Below are 24,564 nucleotides of genomic sequence, written 5' to 3'. Positions count from 1 at the left end.
CGCGTCAAGTGTTCGCTTCGCCGGGCTGAAGCCCGCACTTGACCCGCCAAGCCACCCATTCGAGATTTGAAAGAAGCAGATTTATGATCGGCACAACACCGACGAGCAGATCCGCATGCTGTGCGATGTCGACCTTGCTGGTCACGGCCGCACCATGAAGCCCTTCGTAAAACATCATGTCCGTGCCCGGCGAAATATCCTCCCATGGCGTAAAAGTCCCCGGGTCCTGCTTGTACACCACGGCGTCCGCTTCATCGTGCACGTAGCGCCGAAACTTCCCGCCACCCGAGTTCCCGTAGCTCGCGAACAACTGCTCCAGCTCTTCAAGCAGATTCGCATCGGGCCCGAAGTGGCTAAAGTTGCGCACGCCGTCCCGCTCGCTCTGCCGCAGCGCTTCGCGCATGCCGAGCCGGTCGTACCGGTGGAACGCATCGCCTTCGACAATCTGCGCATTGATCTTCTCCCTGCGAAAAATGTGCGTGAAGCTCCTCATGACGGTGGTCGTGCCCGCGCCGCTCGACCCCGTTACGGCAACGATCGGATGTCTGACTGACATGCGCAGTCTCCTTGTCACAGATCAAGTGTCAGACCGAGGTTTCCGGAAGGAACAACGAGCGCTCACGAAAAAGCGGCGACGTGAAAGGCATGTCGATGCCAAGATCGTGCTCGCGGTGATAGCGGCCAATACGCGTCACTTCGTTCGATGAGCCGAGTATCAGCGGCATGCGCTCATGGAACGTGCGCGGCGCGCCGTCGAGCACGCGCTCGCGGCCTGTCGTCGCCATACCGCCCGCCTGCTCGACCAGAAAACCAAGCGGGCTCGCGTCGTAGACGGCGGACAGGCGGCCACGCATCGCCGAGCGCGTCCGGTAGTCGCGCGGCATCAGGAACAGGCCGCCACGCATCAGGATGCGATGCACTTCGGGCACCAGCGCGTCGCTCCAGCGCAGGCTGAAATCGCGCTCGCGGCAGCCCGCGCGGCCTTCGCGGCACTCGTGTACGTAGCGGCGCACGGGCGGCTCCCAGAAGCGCTCGTTGGATGCATCGACGGCAATCTCGCCCGTCTCCTCGGGAATGCGGATCGACGGATGCGTGAGCATGAACTCGTCCGTCTGCCCATCGAGCGTGAAGCCGTGCGTGCCTTCGCCGAGGGTAATGACGAGCATCGTCGCCGGGCCGTAGATCGTGTAGCCCGCAGCCGCCTGTTCGCGGCCAGGTTGAAGGAACGGTGCGCCGTAGGCTTCGCCATAGGATTCGCAGTCCAGCTCGCCGTAGGCTTCGGCTCGCGCATCACTGCCATTCACATCGCTGCCTTGCGCCTGCACACGCATCACCGAAAAGATCGACCCCGCCGTGCCGTTGATGTCGGCGTTCCACGGGCAGTTCAGCGGATCGAATGCAAGCTGGTACTCGGGCGTGACCGCATTGTCCACATGATCCGGGCGACCGTTCCGCACTGCCGCTTCGGCCAGCTTTCGGCGCCGCGTGGAATACGCGAGCACCGCGCCGCCCGCCACCGAATCCGCCTGTGCGCTGTCGCCCAGCGTGCCGCGCGCAAGCGCCGCGCCGATGGTCTTCACCGACGCCGCGACGTCATGCAGCACGACCTGCAAGCCGGTGGGCGGCCGCGTCGACATCAATTGGTCCGCGTCGCCGGCCAGGAACCTCGTGAGCGTAATGTTTGCGTGACGCATGATGCTCTCCTACGAAGTGGGGAATTCTGGCGCGGCGCCGGGTTCGGTCCCGGCGCCGCCTGATTCGGAGAACACGCTGCTCGCGCGGATATCGGCGGCGCTCAGCAGCGTCAGCGCGGCGGGGTCGGCGCTCGCGCCGCCGCCCAGCGCGTGTGCGAACAGGCGATTGGCCTGGCGCAGGCGCGCACGGTCGAGCGCGTTGCGCACCGAGCGCGCGTTCGCGAAGTTCGGCTGACGCACGCGCCGCGCGAGGTAGTCCTCGAAAGCGCGGCGCGCGTCGGCGTCGAACCGGTAGTGCATCGTGTCGAGCATGCGCTCGGCGATCAGCAGCAGTTCGTCGGGTGCATAGTCGGGAAACGACAGATGATGCGCAATCCGCGAGCGAAAGCCCGGATTGCTGCGAAAGAAGGTATCCATCCGCGCGGCGTAGCCGGCCAGAATCACGACCAGATCGTTGCGCTGATTCTCCATCGTCTGGAGCAGGATTTCGATCGACTCCTGGCCGTAATCGCGCTCGTTTTCCGGGCGATACAGGTAATACGCTTCGTCTATGAACAGCACGCCGCCCATCGCGCGCTTGAGTACTTCGCGTGTTTTCGGCGCGGTGTGGCCGATGTACTGGCCGACGAGATCATCGCGCGTCACAGAAACCAGATGATTGCGCCGGATATAGCCGAGCCGGAACAGCACGTCCGCCATGCGCAGCGCGACGGTCGTCTTGCCCGTGCCGGGATTGCCGCTGAAGCACATGTGCAGCGTCGGCGCACCACTTTCGATGCCGAGCGCCTCACGCGCGCGGCCCACCAGCAGTTGCGCGGCGACTTCGCGGATGCGCGTCTTCACGGGCGCGAGGCCAACCAGATCGCGGTCGAGTTCGTCGAGCACATCGGCGATGCCCGACGCGCGAAAGAGCGCGAGCAGATCGACGCGCGGCGCGTGCGTTTCGTTTTGCGCCAGTGGCTCCGTTACGACGGCATTCATGACGATGTCTCCCTGTTCGTGTTCTGGTTCGCTCTACCGGCGTGCCGCCGCTAGCGTGGCGCGGCGCGCACGGTCGTGAGCGAATAGCGCTGCACACGTGAGCGGTCTTCCTGACGTCCCAGCACGAAGGTCGGTTCCACATCCGGCCGGTTCACGATGAACGACAACCGCATCGTCTCGAAGCCGCGCACCGAATCGAACGCATTCACCTTGATGTAGTGCTGCGGATACGCTTCGCGGCACTTCGTCACTTCCATCATCACGCCCGCTGCGTCGCGCAGATCGAACATCGGCAGGCCCCACATTTCCCAGTACGTATTGCGCGGATGCGGGTCGTCGGTGAATTCGACCGAGCACGACCAGCCCTGGCTCAGTGCGTACTGGATCTGCATGCGGATTTCGTCGTCGGTCAGGTCGGGCAGGAAAGAAAACGTTCCTTGGGTGATACGCATTGCTGGCTCCTTGTTCGGATTCGGCGTGTATCGCACTCGATTGATCAGGCGACGCTCGGCGTGACGGCGAAATCGGGTGTATCGGTCGGCGTGTAGTTAAACGTGATATCGCCCCATGTATCGAGCGCCTGCTTGAGCGGCGTGCAATGACGCGCTGCCGCTTCGAGCAGATCGGGGCCTTCGTTGGCAATGTCGCGGCCTTCGTTGCGCGCCTTGACCATCGTTTCGAGCGCGACGCGGTTTGCCGTCGCGCCCGCCTGAATCCCGGAAGGATGGCCGATCGTGCCGCCGCCGAACTGCAGGATCGCGTCATCGCCGAACAGATCGAGCAACTGATGCATCTGCCCCGCGTGAATGCCACCCGACGCGACGGGCATGACCTTGCGCAAGCCCGCCCACGGCTGATCGAAATAGAGACCGCGTGTGAGATCGACGGGGTTGTGCGATTCGCGCAGCACGTTGTAATACCCCTGCACCGACAGCGGATCGCCATCGAGCTTGCCGACGGCCGTGCCCGCATGCGCATGATCGACGCCCGCCATGCGCAGCCACTTCGCAATCACGCGAAACGAGATGCCGTGATTGCGCTGCCGCGTGTACGTGCCATGCCCTGCGCGATGCAGATGCAGGATCATGTCGTTCTTGCGCGCCCAGCGCCCCATCGACGTAATCGCCGTCCAGCCGATCACCAGATCGATCATGACGATGCACGAGCCGAGTTCCTTCGCGAATTCGGCGCGCTCGTACATGTCCTCCATCGTGCCGGCCGTCACGTTCAGATAATGGCCCTTCAGTTCGCCCGTCTCGGCTTGCGCACGGGCCACCGCTTCCATCGCGAACAGATAGCGGTCGCGCCAGTGCATGAAGGGTTGCGAGTTGATGTTTTCGTCATCCTTCAGAAAATCGAGGCCGCCCTTGAGGCCTTCGTAGACGACGCGTCCGTAGTTCTTGCCCGACAGCCCGAGCTTCGGCTTGACGGTCGCACCGAGCAGCGGACGGCCGTATTTGTCGAGCCGTTCGCGTTCGACGACGATGCCTGTCGGCGGGCCCTGAAAGGTCTTCAGATACGCGACGGGGATGCGCATGTCTTCGAGCCGCAGCGCTTTCAAGGGTTTGAAGCCGAACACATTGCCGATGATCGAGGCAGTCAGGTTCGCGACCGATCCTTCCTCGAACAGATCGAGGTCATAGGCGATGAACGCGAAGTACTGCGGTTCGCTCTCGCTGGCGTTGGGCACGGGGTCGACGCGAAACGCTTTTGCGCGGTACATGTCGCACGCGGTCAGGCGGTCGGTCCAGACTACGGTCCAGGTGGCCGTCGACGATTCGCCCGCCACGGCGGCGGCGGCTTCTTCGGGCTCGACGCCTGGCTGCGGCGTGATGCGGAACAGCGCGATGATGTCGGTGTCTTTTGGCGTGTAGTCCGGCTGCCAGTAGCCCATCTCGCGATACTTGAGGACACCCGCCGAATAGCGCGAGCGTTGTTGGGTGCTTTCGCTGCCTGCGGGCTTCACGGCTTCCTTGCTGAAATCGTTCATCGCGCTGCCTCGATGTGGATCACGGCGCGGCTCTGGTGCTGCGCACGCCTTGGGGGGTGGAAGCTGGCGTGCATCGAAAGTCGCCGGCCTTGGAAGTCAATGTAGGCTTCGGGCCGGATGAAGTGAATTCACGATTTTTTTCAGCAGGCTTAAGTGATCCGTTAACACGCGTGCATGGAGCACAAAATGCGTCCACAATGGGTTATCGGCTCGTGGAACACTTTGCTGCGGTTCCGCTACAGTAAGGCGCGTAAACGGCGCGCCCTTCCCCGTAGGGCTGTAACTGGTACGACAGTTGCATCAGCAACATGGGCCGAGGCGATTGGTGTGCTGCGGGTGTGCTGCGTGCGCGCACGCGGGCGTCTTTCGCAATGGGACCGCCGTTTTGTTTTCTTCATTTCTAAAGGAGGACGAACATGCAGTGGACTACCCCTGGATATACCGACATGCGTTTCGGGTTTGAAATTACGATGTATATCGCCACTAGGTGATAGCCCGTGCGGGGCCGGTTTTGGCGTTTGTTGCCGGGCCGGCCCCGTTTGTTTTTGTGGTTTTGTGCGATGCCGCAAGCCGTTTTGGTTTTGGTTTTTGCTTTCGCGGCGTAAGTGTCGCTGGTCGGTGTGTTTGTCTTTTCGCTGGCATCCGCGTTATGACTTACCCCTTCAAGCGTTGCCCCTGTGCGGGGCGGCACCTACTTTTCTTTGCCGCCGCAAAGAAAAGTAGGCAAAAGAAAGCGGCTAACACCGCCAACTCTTCTTCCTGCCTGAGGGCCCCCAACCGGTCCTACGCTTCACACGGCAACATTTCTGTTCGCGTTCGTTGCCAACGCTTCGAACAGAAGCCTCACCCACTTCAGATACCCGCACAAAAGCTGGCGGCAGCGAATGGTTTGTGCCGCCCAGGTGGCAAACTGTGTGTAGGTTGTCATACCGTACAGGTCGGTGCTCTTACCAGAAACACCAACCTTGCTACTCCGTCCGGAGTGATGCGCGTAAGGCGCGAAAGCCGACTCACAGTTTGCCACCTGGGCGGCGGCGGACTATCTGGCGCGGCGGGGTGCGACGCGGGTGCGTGAAGCGGGTGATGCGTAGAGAGAGAGCGTTGGCAACGAACGTGAACAGGTGCGTTACCGTGTGAAGTGTGGGACCAGTTGGGGGCCCTCAGGCAGGAACTAGAATTAGCGGTGTTAGCCGCTTTCTTTTGCCTACTTTTCTTTGCGGCGGCAAAGAAAAGTAGGTGCCGCCCCGCACAGGGGCGACGCGTGAAGCACGCTAACAAATCGCGGATGCCAGCGCAAAACCAAAAGAACCAGACCGGAACACGAGTACCACCACAAGAAAGAGCAAACCACGAAACCGCCTGCCGCCAAAGGCAAAAAACCAAATGATGATCCACGAAACCATCATCACAACATGCACGAGCGACGGTGTCGCCCACACCGCCCCGATGGGCATTCGTCACGACGAAAACGGCCTGACGATCCTGGCCCCGTTCAGGCCATCGAAAACGTTGGACAACGTGTTAGCCACCCGCGCAGCGGTAATCAACTTCACAACAGATGTCCGCATCTTCGCCGGCTGCGTAACCGGCACCCAACGCGACTGGCCGACAAGCCCGGCGACCAAAGTCCCCAGCCTCAGGCTAAAAGAATCCCTAGCCCACACCGAACTAACCCTCGATCACATCACAGAAGACGACCCTCAGCGTCCAGTCCTCCACATGCGCTGCGTGCACACGGAAACCCACGCCCCATTCGCGGGCTTCAACCGCGCCCAGGCGGCCGTCGTCGAAGGCGCAATCCTCGTGAGCCGGCTTTTCATGCTGCCCGCCGACAAGATCGACCGCGAAATGGCCTACCTTCAAATCGCCATCGACAAAACCGCCGGCCGCGACGAACTCATCGCATGGCAATGGATCACAGCAGCAGTAGAACGCTTCCGCACAACCGGCGACGCAGCCGACAAAAGAACCGCACCGCACTCGTCCTGACGGAGACCTCGATGACCGCATTGCTCGCAAGCGTCCGCTCCGCGGAAGAAGCGTTCGACGCAGCCGGCGCCGGCGCCGATCTCATCGATCTGAAGGAACCCCTCGAAGGCGCGCTCGGCGGCGTGTCGATCGATAACATCTGGCGCATCGCGCGCACACTGCGCTCGCGCTATCCGGTGAAACCCATCAGCGCGACAATCGGCGACCTGCCGCCCGATGCGCTCGACGCCATCGCAGCACGCGTCGATGAAGTCGGCGAGACAGGCGTGGATTTCGTCAAAGTCGGCGTCGTTCCGGGACCGTATGCGCACGACTGCCTGACGCGCATCGCTGGCCTGCACGCCAACGTGTTGCCCGTGCTGTTGTGCGACGACGGTGTCGATGCAGAACTCGTCGAACATGCCGTCTCGCTCGGCTTCGAAGGCATCGTGTTCGATACGGCAGGCAAAACGGGCCGCACGCTCCTCGACTGCATCGACCGCGCAACGCTCGCGCGCTACATCGCGACGATTCGCGCTTCCGGCGCGATGGCCTGCATCGCCGGTTCGCTCGGCTGGACGCAACTCGACGCGATCCGCGCGCTCGCGCCCGATGTCGCTGGCTTTCGCACTGCGCTATGCGAGAACGGCCGCACCTCGCGCCTCGATCCGCGCCGCGTCGCGCAATGGGCCGACGCGCTACATCACGCTGCCCCCGTCGCGTCGACGGCCACCGCGTAAAAAGCGCGCCATCGAGCGCTCACACAGCCGATGCATTCAATAGCCGCTCGCGCACCAGCGCGACATCCGTCTTGCTGAACAGTTCGACTTCGTAATTCGCCTCTTTCACGTAGTGGACGAAGCTCGCGTCGATCACGCCATTCGACGCGAGCGTCCCGAGCGGCACGTTCGCGCCCACCGGACACGACTTCACGACCATCAGACGCTCGGCGTTCAGCGACGTCGACAGCCACGCGGCAAGGCTGTCGGAGGTCGTGTCCCAGTTGGTCATCGAGTTGGGCGTGACGCGCATCAGGCTCACAGGCATCCACACGGCAACCTTGCCCTTGCGCAGCGCACGCCGGATCAGCTCCTCGTTGGTCGCAAGCACGAGGTCGGGCAGCACGGCCTGCATCATCAGCGCGTACTGCGTCATCGCGAGCAGGCACATGTTGTGGGCGGCGAGATCGTCGAATTGCCATTCCTGCTGATACACGCGCACGCTGTCCGCAAAATCCCCGCCGCCCGGCACGATCACCACGCGCCCGCCGCCAACCTCCCACAACTGCGTGAGCCAGTCCCGCAGCGACGGGTCGTGACTCAGGCTGCCCCCGATCTTCACCACCCACATGTCCGTTACCTCGCTCTCGTTCGACCTCACGACGGCATGCCCGACGGCCCGACCCGACGGTCCGGCCCGTCCGCGTCCGCCCTGCGCTCGCCGCGCCATCGCGAGTCTGCGCTGCCCGCACCGCGCATGCATCGATGGTGCTGCGCCTCGCGGGTCACAGGCCCGTTGTCAGCCGCTTCACGCGGCGCGCTGTTCCCGCCTCCTCGCCGTCATCAGCCATGCGACGGCCACGCTCGGCGCGCACGTCGCGATCCATTCGGCGGCATCCGCTGGCGCGTTGCCCGCTATCTGCGTAAACGTGCCGAAATCCACGTAATCGCGCGCGTGAGCCTTCGCCAGCGCCGCCGCCAGAAAGCGCCCACAGCCCGCGCCGACGACGGGCGCACGCGCCAGCGAAGGATGCGCCGCGCACACCTGCTCGAAGCTCATGCCGATCGCGCGCAATTGCGCGTCGCGCCATGTTTGCGCGAACTCGCGCCATTCGTCTTCCGTGGCGTCACCCGCATCGCGGCCGATCGTTCTCGCGAGCCGCGCGCAGCTTGCCGCGACCGTCTTCGGCCCGTTGTCGGCGCTCGCATGCTGGTCGTGCGGCGGCCACAGTTCGCCCGTCAGCCGGTAAATGTCGGCGCTCGTCGCGAACCATTCGTTCATCACGCCCGCTGTCTCGCCGCGAAACGCGATCCGATGCGCGATTCCGCACAACGGCGTGCGCACGACGCCGTGATACGCGAGTTCGCCCGTCACGAGCCGCGTTGCGTCGCTGACGCCGCGCGCCGCGACACGCGCGTCGGCAACGGGCACGATGTCCGTTGTCGTGCTGCCGATATCGATCAGCACGCAATCACGCATGCGGGTCGCGACATGCTGCGCGGTCGCAAGCCAGTTCGCCGATGCGACGGCCCGCCATTGCGCGATGCTCTGTGCGGCATCCAGCCAGCCGGAAGCGCCTGCGAAAAACGCCGTATCGGCGCCGAGCCGCGTGGCCAGCGCATCGACGAGCGCGTGCACGCCATGCTCGCGGTCGGCGAACAGATCGACCATTTCGCCCGTCATCGTGACCGCGTGGCGCGCGGGCGCGTGAGTGAGATCGGGCCAGCGTTCAGCCGCCGAATCGATCGCGCGATGCAGATGGTCGAGCCCTTGCCACAGCGGACACGCCCATTGCGCGATATCCGTGACGACACCGTCCGCGTCGACGCGCGACACCTTCACATGCGCGCCGCCGACGTCCCAGCCGAACACGGCAGGCCCAGCGATCGAAGACATGGACACGGACGCGCTCATGATTCCGCTCCGAATGCGGACAGCTTCGCGCCCGCTGCGCTGCCGGACGCCGAATCACGCGCGCGCGGCGCGACTTGCAGGCCGTGCGCCGCAAGCACGTCGGCAGCAAGATTGCGTCCGAGCCGCGCCGACAAGCCGGCATACGCGACGGTCGCGCGCGGATTCACCTCGATCACGACCGGGCCGCGCGCCGGATGCCACACGACATCGATACCGGCAAAACCGCGCAAGCCGGGCAGCGACGCCGCGACCTGCTGCGCGAGCGCATCGAGCGTGTGGCCTTGCGCGCTGTCGCGATCAATGCGGTCGATATCCACGCCGTCGAAGCCGACCACCTGCCCCGCATGACCCGCCACGGGCGCCGCCACGTCGATCCGCTGCCGGTTGATGCTGACGAGCGTCGCGCCCGCTTGATCGCAGATCAGCGACAGGCTCAGCGCGTCGCCGTCCACCCACGCCTGCAGCACCGTTTCACGGTCCGCCGCGCACCGCGCCGCGTATTCGGCGCGTGCCGCGTCGGCGTCGTCGAACACGAGCGTGTCGAGCCCGCCCGCGCCGTCATCGGGCTTGACGACCCAGCGGTGCTGCGTGCGCGGATCGACCTGCGCCGGTTCGAGCGCAGGCGTCACGGCGATGCCGCGCGACGCGAGCCGCGCCGCCGTCGCGCGCTTGCTCGACGCGAGCGCGATCGCTTCCTTCGTGCAACCGATCCAGCGCGCGGGACCGACGGCGTCGGCGAGATCGAGCATCAGTCCATCGCATTCGGGCGCGACGATCCACGCGTAGTCGTGCTCGCGCGCGGCCCGCGAGACAAACTCCAGCATCGATTCGCCCGGCTTCGCGCGGCAATGCGCAACGCCTTCAGCGACATGCTCGAAGCGCGAACTGGCAAAGCTGACCTGCACACCGTCGAGCTGCCGCAGATCGCCGACAATCGCATCGCGCATCACGCGCCCTTCGACGACCAGCGCGCTCAGATCCGCGAGACTGCTGCTGCCCGCGAGTTGCGCGTCGATGCCGCCGCCAGTGAGATACTCATAAACCCAGAGCTTCATCAAGGAACGTCTCCGCATGCAGGTGATCCCGGTTCTCGATCTGCTCGACGGCCACGCAGTCCGCGCCATACGCGGCGACCGCGCGAACTATCGGCCCATCCAGTCATCGCTGTGCGCAACGAGCGAGCCGCTAGCCGTCGCGCGCGCGCTCGTCGCCGTGACAGCCGCGCCTGCGCTGTACGTCGCGGATCTCGGCGCGATCATGTCGCGTGAAGCCGATCCGTCGGCGCTGGCCGCGCTCGCCGCGAGCCTCGCGCATCCGCATGCGCGTTTCGAGCCACACGGCGGCCCGTTCGAAATCTGGCTCGACGCGGGCTTCGCCGATTTCCCGTCGATGCTTGCCCATCTGTCGCGCATCGCCGCTGCGACCGGCTCCGCACACGCGCGCATCGTGCCCGTGTTCGGCTCCGAATCCCTGCACTCGCTCGACGCGCTGCGCGAAGCCGAAGCGGCCGGCTACACGCCCATCCTGTCGCTCGACCATCGCGGCCGTCAGCTCATTGCGGCCCCCGAACTCGCGCAGGCGCTGCGTGCTCCCGCGTCATGGCCGTCGCGCGTGATCGTGATGACGCTCGATCAGGTTGGCGCCGACGCCGGCCCTGACCTCGATACGTTCAACCTGATCCACGCGCAGGCGGGCCAGCGTTCGATCATTGGCGCAGGCGGCATCCGCCATCGCGACGATCTCGATGCAGCGGCACGCAGCGGCGCGCACTCATGGCTCATCGCATCGGCGCTTCACGACGGCAGGCTTCGCACCACGGACGCGACGCGCTCAGACGCTGCGACCTGATCCGCGAATCAATATCCATGCCACGCGATCCGCGCTGCAGCAACGGCGCGGATCGCATGCGCACTGGACAGCGGACTGTCCTCAAGTGACACACTGTTGCAGCGCGAAGCACATACTGTTCTGCGCGTGGCCTGTCGCGCGGCGGGACGTATTGGGCCGCTCATGAGGTGTTCACGTTCGACGCAGCGAGTCGTTTCCCCGCGGTTTGCCCGCGCGGTCACGTCGAAATGCCGGCAGCCGTGCTGGCGCAAGGCCTCCACGCGGCAACAGCGAAATCGGCACGGACCTTGCTGGTCGGGGTCTTATGCACGAGTCCACGTCCCCCGTCACGCATGTCAACGCGACATCGGCCGCCGATGGGCCATTGCCATCCGTATCGACAACCCACGACTGGACCTGCCCCTTCTGCCCGCTGTTGTGCGACGACATCGAAGCCCATCTCTCCGGCGCTCAGACGCTCGCCGCGCCCGACACGCAATGCGCGCGGCTCGCCGATGCATTGACCCGCTATGACGCCAGCGACAACGTCTGCTCGCCTGCCGTCAACGGCTCCCCTGTCTCACTCGATATCGCACTCGACGCAGCCGCCGCCGTGCTCGCGCAGGCGCGCCGGCCGCTCTTCGGGGGCTGTGCAACGGACATCGCCGGCGCGCGCGCACTCTATGCGCTCGCTGCCGGCTGCGGCGCGATTCTCGATTCGCTGCATGGCGACGCGCTGAGCGCCTCGACGCTCGCGCTGCAGGGTCGCGGCGCATTCTTCACGACCTTGTCCGAAGTGCGCTCGCGCGCCGATCTGCTGGTGGTTTTCTCATGCGAACCTGCCGCCCGGCATCCGCGCTTTTACGAGCGCATTGCGAGCGGCACGTCGATGCAGCGCGAAATCCGCTTCGTCTGTTGCGAAACCGATCCGTCCGCCAGCCAGGCTAACGACACGCGTAGTACTTCGCTACTCGCCGACGCTTCGCCGCACGACGTGCTCGCGCTCTGGTCGGCACTTGCCGAAGGCCGCAAACCCGAATCACTCAATGACGCCACGAGCATCGCGACCGCGCTCGCTTCGTTGATGGCGCGCATCGCCGAAGCGCGTTACACGGCGTTCGTGATCGAGCCGGCGGCATTGCCTCACCCGCATACAGCGCTGCTGATCGAAGCGTTGCACCGGATCGTGAAGGCGATCAACCGCACGAGCCGCGCGGGCGTCCTGACGCTCGGCGGTGCGGACGGCGTGCTGAGCGTCAACCAGACGATCACATGGCTGTCGGGCTTTCCGTTGCGCACGCGCGTGTCGAAGCCCGACCGGTCACCGGGCACGCCACCGCTAGACCACGATCCTTACCGCTATCGCACCGAACGTCTGCTCGCTGCGGGCGAAGCTGATGCGTTGCTGTGGACGGCGAGCTTCGACCCGCATCCGCTGCCGTCTACGCTCGACGCAAACACGCCTTTGATCGTGCTCGGCACGCCCGCACTCGGCTCTGCGCTCGATCCGCAAACGCGCAGCGCGAAGACGATCTTCATTCCCGTCGCAACGCCCGGCATCGACAGCGACGGTCATCTGTTTCGCGTCGATACGTCCGTCGTCGTGCCGCTGCATGCGGCGCGGCACGTTGCGCTGCCAACCGTTGCGTTCATCGCGACGCATCTTGCCGACGCGCTCGCGGCGCGCGCCGCGCAGACACGGAGCCCGGCATGAGCATCGCGCGACTCAGAGGCGGCCGCGTCTACGATCCCGCGAACGGCGTCGACGGCGAGCAACGCGACGTCTATATCCGCGATGGCCGCATCGTCGATGCGCCCGCGGACGGCGCCGTCGATCGCGACTACGACGCGCAAGGCATGATCGTGATGGCGGGCGGCATAGACCTGCACTCGCACATCGGCGGCGGCAAGACGAACCTGTCGCGGCTGCTGTTGCCCGAAGATCATCGCGACGACGCGCCGCGCGATGCATCGTACGAAGCCGTGCAGGACGAACGGGGCCGTTATCTGCGCATGCCGTCGTGCGGCGTCTGCACGCCGGGCACGCTCGCCACTGGTTACCGTTACGCGGAAATGGGCTACACGGCGGCCTTCGAGCCGGCGATGATCGCGTCGAACGCGCGCCACGCGCATCTGGAAATGGGCGACACGCCGATCATCGATCACGGCGCCTACGTGATGCTCGGCAACGACGAACTGCTGTTGCAGATGCTCGCCGCGAAAGACGACTTCGAGCGCGTGCGCGATTACGTCGGCTGGACGATGCACGCGAGCCGCGCGCTCGGCGTGAAGGTGGTCAATCCGGGCGGCATCTCAGCGTTCAAGTTCAACCAGCGTTCGCTCGATGTCGACGAAGCGCACACGCATTACGGCATCACGCCGCGAGACGTGTTGCGCACGCTGACGCGCGCGTTGACCGAGTTGCGCGTGCCGCATCCGCTGCACGTTCACGCAAGCAACCTCGGCGTGCCGGGCAATATCGATTCGACGATCGCGACAATGGACGCCGCCGACGGCCTGCCCATCCACATCACGCACATCCAGTTTCACAGTTACGGCACGGAAGGCCCGCGCAAATTTTCGTCGGGCGCGCGCGCAATTGCCGAGGCTGTCAACGCACGGCCCAATGTGTCGATCGATGTTGGGCAGATCATCTTCGGGCAGACCGTGACCGCTTCCGGCGACACGATGATGCAGTTCAAGAACGCGCCGCTCGCACGGCCGCACAAGTGGATCGTCGGCGATATCGAATGCGATGCGGGGTGCGGCATCGTGCCGTTCCGCTATCGCGAGCAAAGCTATGTGAATGCGTTGCAATGGATCATCGGCCTCGAAATCTTCCTGCTGGTGGACGACCCGTGGCGCGTGTCGATGACGACCGATCATCCGAACGGCGGACCGTTCACGAGCTATCCGCATCTGATCCGCCTGCTGATGGACAAGCCGTTCCGCGACGCGCAGATCGACCGGTTACATCCGGAAGCGAAGGTCGCGAGCGCGCTGCCGGAACTGAAGCGCGAGTTCTCGCTATACGACATCGCGATCATCACGCGCGCCGGCCCGGCGCGCCTGCTCGGACTTAAGGATCGCGGCCATCTCGCGCCGGGCGCCGCCGCCGACATCGCCGTGTATCGCGACGACGCGGACCGCGAGCGGATGTTCACGTCACCCGCTTATGTGTTCAAGGACGGTGAACTGGTCGCGCGCGACGGCAACCTGGTGTCGACGCCGACGGGCGGCATCCACTTCGTATCGCCCGACTACGACAGGAGCATCGAAAAGACCTTGCGCCAGTACAGCGAAGCAAACCTGGCGACGAACTTCGCGCACGCCGCGATCAGCGACGACGAAATCTGCGCATGCTGCCGCGGCGGACGGCTGTTGCCCGTCGCGTGCCTCGCGCGAGCATGAAGGCGGACGCGCGATGCAGATCAACGACACCCTGATCGACGACACCTTCGCGGAAGCCTTCCCGATGAAGGCAACACGCCTCGTCATCACCGCTCACACGCCGCGCTGGGCGCGCGCGGCGGCCGATTCGCTGACGGGTTTTGCGACGTCGGTGATCGACTGCGGATGCGAAGCGGGCATCGAGCACGAGATCGCCGCCGACGCGACGCCCGATGGACGGCCCGGCATTTCGGTGCTGATGTTTGCGGTGTCATCGAAGGAACTGGTGAAGCAGATTGCGCGGCGCGTCGGCCAATGCGTGCTGACCTGCCCGACCACGGCCGTCTACAACGGCATTGATCCGGCAACGACGCGCGCGCCGCTATCGGATGTCGCACCGCTTGGCGGATCGCTCCGGTTCTTTGGCGATGGCTGGCAGATATCGAAAGTACTCGGCGGCGTACGCTACTGGCGCGTGCCCGTGATGGACGGCGAATTCGTCTGCGAAGAATCGGTGCAAACGGTCAAGGCCGTCGGTGGCGGCAACCTGCTGCTGCTCGCGCGCGATCTGGATAGCGCACTCGCGGGCGCCGAGGCCGCCGTCGCCGCGATGCACCGGCTCGCGAACGTGATTACGCCGTTTCCGGGCGGCGTCGTGCGCTCGGGATCGAAGATCGGCTCGAAGTACAAAGGCGCCGTCGCATCGACCAACGATGCGTTCTGCCCGACGCTTACCGGTTTGTCGCAGCGCAGCGAACTCGATGCGCAGACGGGCTGCGTGCTGGAGATCGTGATCGACGGTTTGACGGATGCAGACGTTGGCGCGGCGATGACGGCGGGCATCGAGGCGGCCTCCGCTGCCGGCAAGGGTGTGGTGCGTATTTCCGCCGGGAACTATGGCGGCAAGCTCGGGCCCTACCATTTCAAGCTGCGCGAACTGGCCGCGGGCATTGTGCAGCGCCCAAACAACAGCACCACGGACGGTGCGACATGAGCACGATCACGTTGCGCGTGAAAACCGCGCCCGGTTTTCGTGTGGATGGCTCGCCGCTGTTGCCGTCTGCATTGTCGACATTGTCGGGCGCGGAGATTGCGCATCGGATGCTGCCTGCGGGCAACGAAGCTTGCGCAATCGGCGATCTGTTCGACGTCGCAGTCGAAACAAGCGGCGACGATGCGTGTCTCGTGATCGAAGGCGACGCGAGCTGGCTGGATCGGCTTGGCGCGCAACTTGACGCAGGCAGTCTACGCATCAGCGGCACGGTGGGCGATTACACGGGCTTGCGCATGATGGGCGGCACGCTCGAAATAGGTGAGGACGCAGGCCATTTCGCAGGCTGTGAAATGCGCGGCGGAACGCTCCTCGTTGCGGGCGATTGCGGCGACTTCGCGGCAGGCGCACTGCCCGGTGACATGGAAGGCATGACGGGCGGCACGCTGATCGTAGCGGGCAACGCAGGCGCACGCCTTGGCGACCGGATGCGACGCGGCACGTTACTGATAGGCGGTGACGCGGGCGATTACGCAGCGTCGCGAATCGTTGCCGGGACGATCGGCATTGCGGGCCGCGTCGGCGCGCACTATGGTTACGGCATGCGGCGCGGCACGCTGTTGATGTTGCAACGGCCTGAACGCATCCCGCCCACGTTCACGACGGGGGGACGCGGCTTCGACGTGTTCTGGTCGCTGTTCGCGCGAGCGCTCAAGGCCGAATGCGATGCGGCGTCTGCCGCGAGCACTGCCACAGCGCAGCGCCTCACGCCGTTTGCAGCACTCGACGCCCGCACGCCGCCGCGGCGCTACGCGGGCGATCTTGCAGTCGATGGACGCGGCGAACTGCTGGTCGTCGAATGATCGAGGGAACCGACATGAACGCGACACGCTCGACCGATATCGCGCGCAGCGCCAGAGAGAGGCCCGAGCGCTTCCCGATGGTGCTGATCGTGCTGCATTGGCTGATCGCGATCTGCATCATCGCAATGCTCGGCATCGGCCTCTATATGGTCGGACTGCCGCGCGGCCTGCCGTTCAAGGCCGTGCTGATCAATTTTCACAAGTCGCTTGGCTTGACGATTTTCCTGCTGGTGCTGATGCGCATCGGAGTTGTCATGGTATCCGGCAGGCCGCCATTGCCACCGATGCGAGCGTGGCAACGCGCCGCCGCGAGCGCTACGCAGGTTCTTTTATACGCTGCAATGATCGCGATGCCGGTGACAGGCTATCTGGGCTCGTCGTTCAACACCTACGGCACGCGCTTCTGGGGACTGCTGCTGCCGAAGTGGGGCTGGGACGACAAAGGCTTGCGTCATTTCTGGTTCACCATTCATGAGATCACCGCATGGATCTTCATTGCGTTGATTGCGTTGCATGTGGCGGGCGCGCTCAAGCATCAGTTGATCGACCGCGACGGGCTGTTGCGCAGGATGTTGCCGTGATGCGCGGCGCTCATCAATTGAGGCCTGTTTCAAGGGCGTTTTTGCGAGTTCTTTCGGGAGCAAGGGGACAATGAAGGTCAAGGTGCTCGGTTCGTCGGCGGGCGGCGGCTTTCCGCAATGGAACTGCAACTGCCGCAATTGCGATGGTGTGCGCAAAGGCACGATCACGGCGCGGCGCCGCACGCAGTCGTCGATTGCGGTGAGCGTCGATGGTGTGGCGTGGCTGCTCGTGAACGCATCACCCGATATCCTCGCGCAGATCGCCGCGAACCCTGAAATGCAGCCTGCGCGCCACGCTCGCGACACAGGCATCGCGGCCGTGCTGCTGATGGACGCGCAGATCGACCACGTAACAGGCCTGCTGATGCTGCGCGAAAACAGCGCGCCGCTGCCGCTGCATGCAACGGATGCCGTCTGGCAAGACCTGTCGACGGGTTTTCCCGTCGTATCGATCCTGTCGCACTACTGCGGCGTCGAACGTCACACCATTGCGCTCGATGCGGGCCCGTTCGAGATCGCCGCGTTGCCAGGCGTGCGCATCGAGGCGCTGCCGCTGTCGAGCAAGGCGCCGCCCTACTCGCCGCATCGCGCGGCGCCGCAGCGCGGCGACAACATCGGCCTGCTGATCACGGCGCCCGGTTCCGGCAAACGCGTGTTCTATGCGCCCGGCCTCGGCGTGCTCGAACCGCACATCCGCGATGCGATGCGCAGCGCCGACCTGCTGCTCGTCGACGGCACGCTGTGGACGAGCGACGAAATGATCGAACTCGGCCTGTCGAAAAAGACGGCCGCCGACATGGGCCATCTCGCGCAAACGGGTCCGGGCGGCATGATCGAAGTGCTGGATTCGCTCGATAGGCCGAACGCGCGAAAGGTGCTAATACATATCAACAACACGAACCCGATCCTGATCGACGACGGCCCCGAGCGGCGCACGCTGGCGCAGCACGGTATCGAAGTCGCGCACGACGGGATGCTGTTCGAACTGTGAGCCGCGCACATGCAAACGCAAAAGCAGACCACTGATACGGAGACGCGATCGATGAGTTTCAAAGGCGACATCGGCCCGGCATGGACCCGAGAAGAATTCGAAGCGCAGTTGCGCGCGAAGGGACAGGCGTATCACATCCATCACCCGTTCAACGTGAAGATGAACAGCGGCGGATGCTCGCGCGAGCAGATTCGCGGCTGGGTCGCGAACCGCTTCTATTACCAGATCAACATTCCACTGAAGGATGCCGCCGTCCTGTCGAACTGCCCTGATCGCGAAACGCGCCGCCGCTGGGTGCTGCGCATTCTCGATCACGACGGCTATGGCGAGGATGAAGGCGGGATCGAAACGTGGGCGCGGCTGGGCGATGCCGTCGGGCTCTCGCGCGATGAATTGTGGTCGCTGGAACATGTGGTGCCTGGCGTGCGCTTCGCCGTCGACGCCTATGTGAACTTCGCGCGACGCGCGCCGTGGCAGGAAGCCGTGTGCTCGTCGCTCACGGAGATCTTCGCGCCGCAGATCCACAAAGACCGGCTTTCGACGTGGCCCGAGCATTACCCGTGGATCAAGCCCGAGGGGCTTGCGTATTTCCGTTCGCGCATCTCGCTCGCGCAACGCGATGTCGAGCATGGCCTCGCTGTCACGCTCGATCATTTCCGCACGCGCGAGCAACAGGAACGCGCGCTCGACATTCTGCAATTCAAGCTCGACATTCTCTGGACAATGCTCGACGCGATAGAAAAGGCGTTCCCGGCATGAACACTCATGACAACGCGCAAGACACGGAAAAACGCGGCCCGAAACTGAACAGCCTGTTTCGCCTGCAATGGGAACCGGCACAGGACGCGCATGTGCTGCTGTATCCCGAAGGCATGGTGAAGCTGAACCAGAGCGCTGCGCAAATCCTGTTGCGTTGCGACGGCACGCGCGACATCCCGACGCTCGTCGCGGAGCTGGAAGCGGCGTTCAATGCGACGGGACTGACGCCCGAAGTCGAAGCCTTCGTCGACCACGCGCGCTCGCGTGGCTGGCTGGAGTAACAGCATGACCGACCTCTCGACACCCGCACAGGAGCACGCGCAACAAGCCGCGCGCAGCAGCGTCGGGCCGCCGTTATGGCTGCTTGCGGAACTGACGTATCGTTGCCCGCTGCATTGCGCGTTCTGCTACAACCCCGTCGACTACACGAGCCATCGCGACGAGCTGAGCACCGCGCAATGGATCGACGTCTTGCGGCAGGGCCGCAAACTCGGTTCGGCGCAACTGGGCTTCTCCGGTGGCGAGCCGCTGATGCGCGACGACCTCGAAGAACTCGTCGCCGAAGCACACAGCCTCGGCTTCTATACGAACCTCATCACGTCGGGTGTCGGGCTCACGGATGCGCGGCTCGATAAGCTGAAGGCCAACGGACTCGATCACATTCAACTGTCGTTTCAGGACTCGACCCAGGAACTCAACGACTTCCTCAGCAGCACGCGCACCTTCGACCTGAAGAACCGCGTCGCACGCTCGATCAAGGCGCATGGCTTTCCGATGGTGCTCAACTGCGTCCTGCATCGCTACAACCTGCCGCATGTCGACAAGATCATCGACATGGCGCTGGCAATGGGCGCTGAATATCTGGAGCTTGCGAACACGCAGTACTACGGCTGGGCGCACGCGAACCGCGCGCAACTGATGCCGACCGCGGAGCAATTGCAAGAAGCGGAAGCCGTGGTCGAGCGTTACCGGAAGGAGATCGGCAACCGCTGCAAGATTTTCTTCGTCGTGCCCGACTACTTCGAGACGCGGCCCAAGCGCTGCATGAACGGCTGGGGCTCGGTGTTTCTCGGCGTCGCGCCAGATGGCGCCGCATTGCCCTGCCATTCGGCGCGCTCGCTGCCGGGCCTCACGTTTCCGAACGTGAAGGACACGCCGCTCGAGCACATCTGGTATGACAGCGACGCGTTCAACCGCTTTCGCGGCTTCGAATGGATGAAGGAGCCTTGCCGGAGCTGCGACGAAAAGACCAACGATCTCGGCGGCTGCCGGTGCCAGGCGTATCTGTTGACGCTCGACGCCGCCAATGCCGATCCCGTCTGCGACAAGTCTCCGCATCACGAGCAGGTTGTGCGCGTCGTGCGCGATGCGGCCCAACGTCCGGCGACGCTGGCGCCGAACGAACAGCCCGTCACGTTCCGCAACGACGCGAACTCGAAACGCCTCAGCGCCGACACGCGCGAGATGACAGCGCCCCCTCACACCGAGAGAACGCGACCATGACGACGCCCGCTATTTCCGTGCTTCTCGTCGACGATCACGCCGTCGTGCGCGAGGGCTACCGAAGGCTGCTAGAACTGAGCCCCGATGTGCGCGTCGCGGGCGAAGCCGCGGATGCGACGCAGGCTTATCAGCGCTTCTGCGCGTTGCAGCCGGATGTCGTCGTGATGGATCTCGCGTTGCCTGGCGCGAGCGGGATCGAAGCGATGCGGCGCATGCTCGCGAGAGAGCCGGAAGCGCGCGTGCTGATTTTCAGCGTGCACGAAGAGACGCTTTTCGTGCGGCGCGCTTTCGATGCCGGCGCCTGCGGTTATGTGACGAAAGCGAGTGCGCCTGATGTGCTCGTCGAAGCGGTGCGCGCAGTCGCGCGGCGCGTGCGCTATCTCAGCGCCGATGTGTCGCATGCGCTCGCGCTACGAACGATGTTCAGCGAAGGGCCGCCCGGAAGGCAACTGTCCGCGCGCGAGTTCGAAGTACTGCGCCTGCTCGTGCAAGGCTTTACGCTGCCCGTGATCGCCGAAAGGCTCGGGCTGAGCCAGAAGACGATTGCCAATCATCAGTCCGCCATCCGGCAGAAGTTCGGCGCGAACAACGGCGTGCAACTCGTGCAGATCGCGCAGCGCCTCGGTTTGCAGTTCTCCGAGCTTGCCGCGCCTCATGAGTTTTTCGGTTCGGCGGGATCGATGGAAGCGTTCGGCTCAGGCAGCCCGAGCTGAGTTGGCACACGCGCGCACAGCAGAAAACCGCGCGCCGGCTCGCTCGCAACATGAAACTCGCCGCCCAACGCTTCCACGCGCTCACGCATGCCGATCAACCCTAGCCCGATGCGCGGCTTCGACAGATCGACGCCGGGGCCATCGTCGGCGACCGTGACGACGATCTCTTCAACCCGCTCGCGGCTGGCAGGCGCTCTCACCAGATAGATTTCGACATTTGATTCGCGCGCGAACTTCGACACGTTCGTCAGCGCTTCCTGCACGAGCCGGTAGAGCGTGATGTTGAGCGCGTCGGTGAAGCCGTCGAAGTCGCCGTCGATGGTCAGCTTGAACGATGCATCGGGGAGCCGCTCGCGCCAGCCTTCCACACAATGTTCGAGCGCGCTCGGCAGGCCCAGTTCGTCGAGGCCGATGGGCCGCAGCTTGCGGATCATCCCGCCAATCTGCCGATACACGAAGCCCGCGCTTTGCATCACGGCAAGCGCCGCGCGATGCACCTCGTCGTTTTGCGCCGACAGGTCGCGAATCCGTGCGGCATCGAGTGCAATCGCGTTCAGGTATTGCCCCAGTTCGTCGTGCAGTTCGCGCGCGAGATGACGGCGCTCGGCTTCCTGCGCCTCGATGCCCTGGCTCGCGAGCCGCCGGTTCTCGGCGAGAAGCCGCGCGGCTTCCTCTTCCGCCGCGCGGCGGCGCTGCAATTCCTTCTGCGAATCCCGATAGCGCCGCCATGAGAACCACGCCAGCCCCGCCGCGAGCACGAACAGCGTGACGGGCAGCTCATCGAGCTGATAGCGCTCGGCGCGGCGGCTCCAGCGGTACGCGAGTTCGGTGACGTCGAAGGTCGAGCACAGCGCGCCGACGATCACCGTCAACACCACGACGCACATGAAGTCGCGCCACGCGACCGAGCGCGACTCCGTGGCACGGGTGGCCGCGCTTTTACCCGCTGGGGGCCGCTGCGGCGCGCGCGAGGGCTCCGCAGCGCCCGATGCATCCGCGCGACTGTCTGCTGCTTGCCGCTGGTCCGGCCTGGGGTCTGCCGGTCTGGCTGAGGAGAGAGCTTCGGGCATGAGCGTATCGATGGAAGCGGTCACTCATTCTACTCACCGAACGGGTGCATTTCGTGTTGCTTTTTGCAGGTTTAGGAAGGCCTCCCGAAAGAATCGGGAAAGCTTCCCGGGCATGACGCGCCTTTGATATGCGACGCTTCAATCAACGGCGAATCGACACAGAGACAGGCATGCGCGGCTCGCGAAAGCGCCATCGAAACAAGGCTAAAACAAACTGCTGGAGACGACAACGATGAAACCCTCACGGCGCAAATCACGACGCGCCCGTCTGCATCCTCGCAAGCGCGCTTTCCAACTGATGTTCAGCAGCGCGCTGGCCAGTCTGTGCGCGGCAGCCTGGTCGCAGGAGGCCGCGCCGCCGCCCGCCGATACACCGCCCGCCGACGTGCAGCAGACCGCGCAGAATACGACACAGGAAGCCGAGATGCCGTCGATTCTCGTGATCGGCACCACGCCGCTAATCGGCATCGGCACCGCGATCGAACTGGTGCCCGCCAACGTGCAGACTATCCGCGGCCGCGAGATTGACCAGCAGCATCCGAACACGCTCACCGACTACTTCGCGACCAATCTGACGAGCGTCGACATCAACGACGCACAGGGCAACCCGTCGCAGATGGACATCAACTATCGTGGGTTCACGGCTTCGCCGTTGCTCGGCACGCCGCAGGGACTATCCGTGTTCATGGACGGCGTGCGCATCAACGAGCCGTTCGGCGACGTCGTCAACTGGGATCTGATCCCGCAGGCCGCGATCGATACGATCCAGCTGATTCCCGGCTCCAATCCGACCTTCGGCCTCAACACGCTCGGCGGCGCAATCGCGATCACGACGAAGAACGGCAGTAATTCGCCCGGGGGCGAAGCGGAGATCAGCGGCGGATCGTTTGGACGCAAGAGCGCGCAGATCCAGTAAGGCGGCGTGATCGGCAGCAACCTCGACTACTACTTCACCGCGAACGCCACCAACGACGATGGCTGGGCCGATCACAACGGCAGCCGCTTGCGGCAGGCTTTCGGCAAGCTGCGCTATCACGATGCCGACACGACGCTGTCGATCTCCGGTGGCGGCGCGGACAACACACTCGACGGCTCACAGACGATTCCGCGCTCGTTTCTCGACAACCGCAAGCAAGCGTATACGTTTCCCGATCAGAACAACAACACGGTCGGCTATCTGACGATTGCGGGCGAGCACTATTTTACGCCCAATGTGCAGTTGAGCGGCACGCTCTACTATCGCCACTATCGCAACAAGAACGTCAGCAGCAACGTGAACGACGACTTCGATCCCGATGACCCCGACGATGCACCGCCTGCCACCAACGTGCAGTCGACGGTATTCACCCAAAGCTATGGCGGGAGTCTGCAACTGGCGCTGTTGCAGAACCTGTTCGGCAAGCGCAATGAACTGACGCTCGGTGTCGCCGCCGATCTTGCGAACACGCACTTCACGCAGGCAACGCAAGACGCAACGTTCACCGACACACGCGCGACGATCGGCACCGGTCCGTTCGTATCGACGACGGATGCGAAGACGCGCAATGAAACCTACGGCGTCTATTTCACCGACACGTTCTCGTTCACCGAACAATGGGCGTTGACGTTTGCGGGCCGCTACAACTGGTCCCGCACGACGATCGGCGACGAGAGCGGCGTGCAGCCGCTGCTCGATGGACGTCATGTGTTTTCGCGCTTCAATCCTGCTGTCGGCATCACTTACAATCCGACCGATACGCTCACCGCGTACTTCACGTACAACGAGGGCATGCGCTCGCCGACATCGATCGAACTGGCGTGCGCGGACCCGGATGCGCCCTGCTCGCTGCCGAACGATTTCATTGCAGACCCGTCGCTGCAGCCCGTCATTTCGAAGACGTTCGAAATCGGCGCGCGCGGGCGCATCGGCAGCAACACGACGTGGAGCGCCGCGCTGTATCGCACGACGCTCGACGACGATATCCAGTTCATCAGCAGCAATGGCGCGGCGAGTTCGCTCGGGTTCTTTCAGAACGTCGGCAAGACGCGCCGGCAAGGCTTCGAAGTCGCGGGCCGCACGAAGTACGGCCCGGTTGGCGTGAGCGCGAGCTATAGCTATATCGACGCGACTTATCAGTCGACGTGGACCGAGAGCAGCGCGAGCAATTCGAGCGCGGACGCGAACGGCAACATCACGGTGAAGCCCGGCGACCACATCCCCGGCATCCCGCAAAATACGGTGAAGCTGCGCGTCGACTACACGCCGTTCGCGGCGTGGAATATCGGCACCAGCCTCACGTATCGCGGCAGCATTTTCGCGCGCGGCGACGAGAACAATCAGGATGTGAATGGCACGGTTGCCGGTTATTTCCTGATCGATCTCGACACCACGTACAACGTGACGAAGCAGCTTCAGGTATTTGCGACCGTCAAGAATCTGCTGAACAAGCACTATGCGAATTTTGCGATTCTCGGCGAGAACTTCTTCAATGGACCGAACCATACGTTCGATCCGGGCGGCGTCACCAATGAGCAGTTTCTTGGGATCGGCGCGCCGCGTGGGGTGTGGGTTGGGTTGAGGTATGCGTGGAAGTGAGTTGCAATTTCATAGGTCTGCGACGGCTTCCCTG

22 protein-coding genes and 2 pseudogenes are annotated in these 24,564 nt (G+C 64.2%); 15 read left to right on the top strand and 9 right to left on the bottom strand.

The features are described from left to right. Positions 1 to 52: 52 nt before the first annotated feature. The 5 genes and pseudogenes from SB822_RS12880 to SB822_RS12860 all read right to left on the bottom strand — a co-directional run. Positions 53 to 556: pseudogene (locus tag SB822_RS12880) on the bottom strand (phosphoribulokinase); the annotation flags it as partial. Positions 557 to 584: 28 nt separating this feature from the next. Next, positions 585 to 1,694, bottom strand: a complete 1,110-nt coding sequence (locus tag SB822_RS12875; protein WP_410854845.1) for a class 1 fructose-bisphosphatase — start codon at positions 1,692 to 1,694, stop codon at positions 585 to 587. 9 nt (positions 1,695 to 1,703) lie between these two features. Next, entirely contained in the window at positions 1,704 to 2,675 is a 972-nt protein-coding gene (gene cbbX / locus SB822_RS12870; protein WP_410854844.1) for a CbbX protein, read from the bottom strand. A 50-nt stretch (positions 2,676 to 2,725) separates the two neighbouring features. Continuing rightward, positions 2,726 to 3,127: a ribulose bisphosphate carboxylase small subunit gene (locus SB822_RS12865; RefSeq protein WP_410854843.1), complete on the bottom strand. Its 402-nt coding sequence runs from the start codon at positions 3,125 to 3,127 to the stop codon at positions 2,726 to 2,728. A gap of 44 nt (positions 3,128 to 3,171) precedes the next feature. Beyond that, positions 3,172 to 4,665 carry a form I ribulose bisphosphate carboxylase large subunit gene (locus tag SB822_RS12860; RefSeq protein WP_091775838.1) on the bottom strand — a complete coding sequence of 498 codons (1,494 nt, stop codon included), beginning with the start codon at positions 4,663 to 4,665 and terminating at the stop codon, positions 3,172 to 3,174. A gap of 416 nt (positions 4,666 to 5,081) precedes the next feature. Between SB822_RS12860 and pqqA the strand changes: the two genes are divergently transcribed. The 3 genes from pqqA (at position 5,082) to SB822_RS12845 (ending at position 7,373) form a co-directional block, all read left to right on the top strand. Continuing rightward, on the top strand, positions 5,082 to 5,156 hold the full coding sequence (gene pqqA / locus SB822_RS12855) for a pyrroloquinoline quinone precursor peptide PqqA (RefSeq protein ID WP_007576927.1): 75 nt from the start codon (positions 5,082 to 5,084) through the stop codon (positions 5,154 to 5,156). Between the two features lie 895 nt (positions 5,157 to 6,051). After that, complete coding sequence (locus SB822_RS12850; RefSeq protein ID WP_410854849.1) at positions 6,052 to 6,654, top strand: DUF447 domain-containing protein; 603 nt, start codon at positions 6,052 to 6,054, stop codon at positions 6,652 to 6,654. Positions 6,655 to 6,665: 11 nt separating this feature from the next. Continuing rightward, the gene (locus SB822_RS12845) at positions 6,666 to 7,373 is read left to right on the top strand and encodes a (5-formylfuran-3-yl)methyl phosphate synthase (RefSeq protein ID WP_079502990.1); all 708 of its coding nucleotides are present in this window, start codon (positions 6,666 to 6,668) and stop codon (positions 7,371 to 7,373) included. 19 nt (positions 7,374 to 7,392) lie between these two features. Here the strand turns inward: SB822_RS12845 and SB822_RS12840 are convergent, their stop codons facing one another. The 3 genes from SB822_RS12840 to SB822_RS12830 all read right to left on the bottom strand — a co-directional run bounded on the left by SB822_RS12840 (position 7,393) and on the right by SB822_RS12830 (position 10,322). After that, entirely contained in the window at positions 7,393 to 7,983 is a 591-nt protein-coding gene (locus tag SB822_RS12840) for an aspartate/glutamate/uridylate kinase (RefSeq protein ID WP_007576919.1), read from the bottom strand. Between the two features lie 177 nt (positions 7,984 to 8,160). After that, entirely contained in the window at positions 8,161 to 9,267 is a 1,107-nt protein-coding gene (locus SB822_RS12835) for a hydantoinase/oxoprolinase family protein (protein ID WP_410854842.1), read from the bottom strand. Beyond that, positions 9,264 to 10,322: an ATP-grasp domain-containing protein gene (locus SB822_RS12830; protein ID WP_410854841.1), complete on the bottom strand. Its 1,059-nt coding sequence runs from the start codon at positions 10,320 to 10,322 to the stop codon at positions 9,264 to 9,266. Before SB822_RS12830 ends, SB822_RS12835 begins: the two co-directional genes overlap by 4 nt. Before the next feature lie 16 nt (positions 10,323 to 10,338). On the opposite strand from SB822_RS12830, the gene SB822_RS12825 reads away from it, so the two are divergent. The 11 genes from SB822_RS12825 to SB822_RS12775 all read left to right on the top strand — a co-directional run bounded on the left by SB822_RS12825 (position 10,339) and on the right by SB822_RS12775 (position 20,885). Further along, positions 10,339 to 11,115, top strand: coding sequence for a HisA/HisF-related TIM barrel protein (locus SB822_RS12825; protein WP_114223219.1), 777 nt, complete (start codon positions 10,339 to 10,341; stop codon positions 11,113 to 11,115). 304 nt (positions 11,116 to 11,419) lie between these two features. Beyond that, entirely contained in the window at positions 11,420 to 12,808 is a 1,389-nt protein-coding gene (locus tag SB822_RS12820) for a formylmethanofuran dehydrogenase (protein ID WP_410854840.1), read from the top strand. Continuing rightward, positions 12,805 to 14,505, top strand: coding sequence for a formylmethanofuran dehydrogenase subunit A (locus SB822_RS12815; protein WP_410854839.1), 1,701 nt, complete (start codon positions 12,805 to 12,807; stop codon positions 14,503 to 14,505). Before SB822_RS12820 ends, SB822_RS12815 begins: the two co-directional genes overlap by 4 nt. 13 nt (positions 14,506 to 14,518) lie before the next feature. Next, positions 14,519 to 15,478 (top strand): formylmethanofuran--tetrahydromethanopterin N-formyltransferase, encoded by a 960-nt coding sequence (fhcD, locus tag SB822_RS12810; RefSeq protein WP_410854838.1) that lies wholly within the window; start codon positions 14,519 to 14,521, stop codon positions 15,476 to 15,478. After that, positions 15,475 to 16,338, top strand: a complete 864-nt coding sequence (locus SB822_RS12805; protein ID WP_410854837.1) for a formylmethanofuran dehydrogenase subunit C — start codon at positions 15,475 to 15,477, stop codon at positions 16,336 to 16,338. Before fhcD ends, SB822_RS12805 begins: the two co-directional genes overlap by 4 nt. A 14-nt stretch (positions 16,339 to 16,352) precedes the next feature. Next, positions 16,353 to 16,919 carry a cytochrome b gene (locus SB822_RS12800; protein ID WP_039899716.1) on the top strand — a complete coding sequence of 189 codons (567 nt, stop codon included), beginning with the start codon at positions 16,353 to 16,355 and terminating at the stop codon, positions 16,917 to 16,919. A 70-nt stretch (positions 16,920 to 16,989) separates the two neighbouring features. Continuing rightward, positions 16,990 to 17,910 carry a pyrroloquinoline quinone biosynthesis protein PqqB gene (gene pqqB / locus SB822_RS12795; RefSeq protein WP_410854836.1) on the top strand — a complete coding sequence of 307 codons (921 nt, stop codon included), beginning with the start codon at positions 16,990 to 16,992 and terminating at the stop codon, positions 17,908 to 17,910. Positions 17,911 to 17,961: 51 nt separating this feature from the next. Then, entirely contained in the window at positions 17,962 to 18,669 is a 708-nt protein-coding gene (gene pqqC / locus SB822_RS12790) for a pyrroloquinoline-quinone synthase PqqC (RefSeq protein ID WP_042311841.1), read from the top strand. After that, on the top strand, positions 18,666 to 18,950 hold the full coding sequence (gene pqqD, locus SB822_RS12785) for a pyrroloquinoline quinone biosynthesis peptide chaperone PqqD (RefSeq protein WP_007576895.1): 285 nt from the start codon (positions 18,666 to 18,668) through the stop codon (positions 18,948 to 18,950). The genes pqqC and pqqD overlap by 4 nt, the downstream gene beginning before the upstream one ends. Before the next feature lie 4 nt (positions 18,951 to 18,954). Continuing rightward, positions 18,955 to 20,172: a pyrroloquinoline quinone biosynthesis protein PqqE gene (pqqE, locus tag SB822_RS12780; protein WP_410854835.1), complete on the top strand. Its 1,218-nt coding sequence runs from the start codon at positions 18,955 to 18,957 to the stop codon at positions 20,170 to 20,172. Then, positions 20,169 to 20,885, top strand: a complete 717-nt coding sequence (locus SB822_RS12775) for a response regulator transcription factor (protein ID WP_007576893.1) — start codon at positions 20,169 to 20,171, stop codon at positions 20,883 to 20,885. The genes pqqE and SB822_RS12775 overlap by 4 nt, the downstream gene beginning before the upstream one ends. On the opposite strand, the gene SB822_RS12770 is transcribed toward SB822_RS12775, so the two are convergent. Beyond that, positions 20,825 to 21,772 carry an ATP-binding protein gene (locus tag SB822_RS12770; protein WP_079502996.1) on the bottom strand — a complete coding sequence of 316 codons (948 nt, stop codon included), beginning with the start codon at positions 21,770 to 21,772 and terminating at the stop codon, positions 20,825 to 20,827. The two genes, SB822_RS12775 and SB822_RS12770, sit on opposite strands and share 61 nt — an antisense overlap. 415 nt (positions 21,773 to 22,187) lie before the next feature. Between SB822_RS12770 and SB822_RS12765 the strand changes: the two are divergent. Then, a pseudogene (locus SB822_RS12765) lies at positions 22,188 to 24,530 on the top strand (TonB-dependent receptor). The last annotated feature ends 34 nt before the right edge of the window (positions 24,531 to 24,564 follow it).

This window comes from Paraburkholderia sp. SIMBA_054 (assembly GCF_046534875.1).
GTDB lineage: Bacteria > Pseudomonadota > Gammaproteobacteria > Burkholderiales > Burkholderiaceae > Paraburkholderia > Paraburkholderia hospita.
Note: the sequence above shows the minus strand (reverse complement) of the source record. Positions and strands in the feature narration are given on the sequence as shown.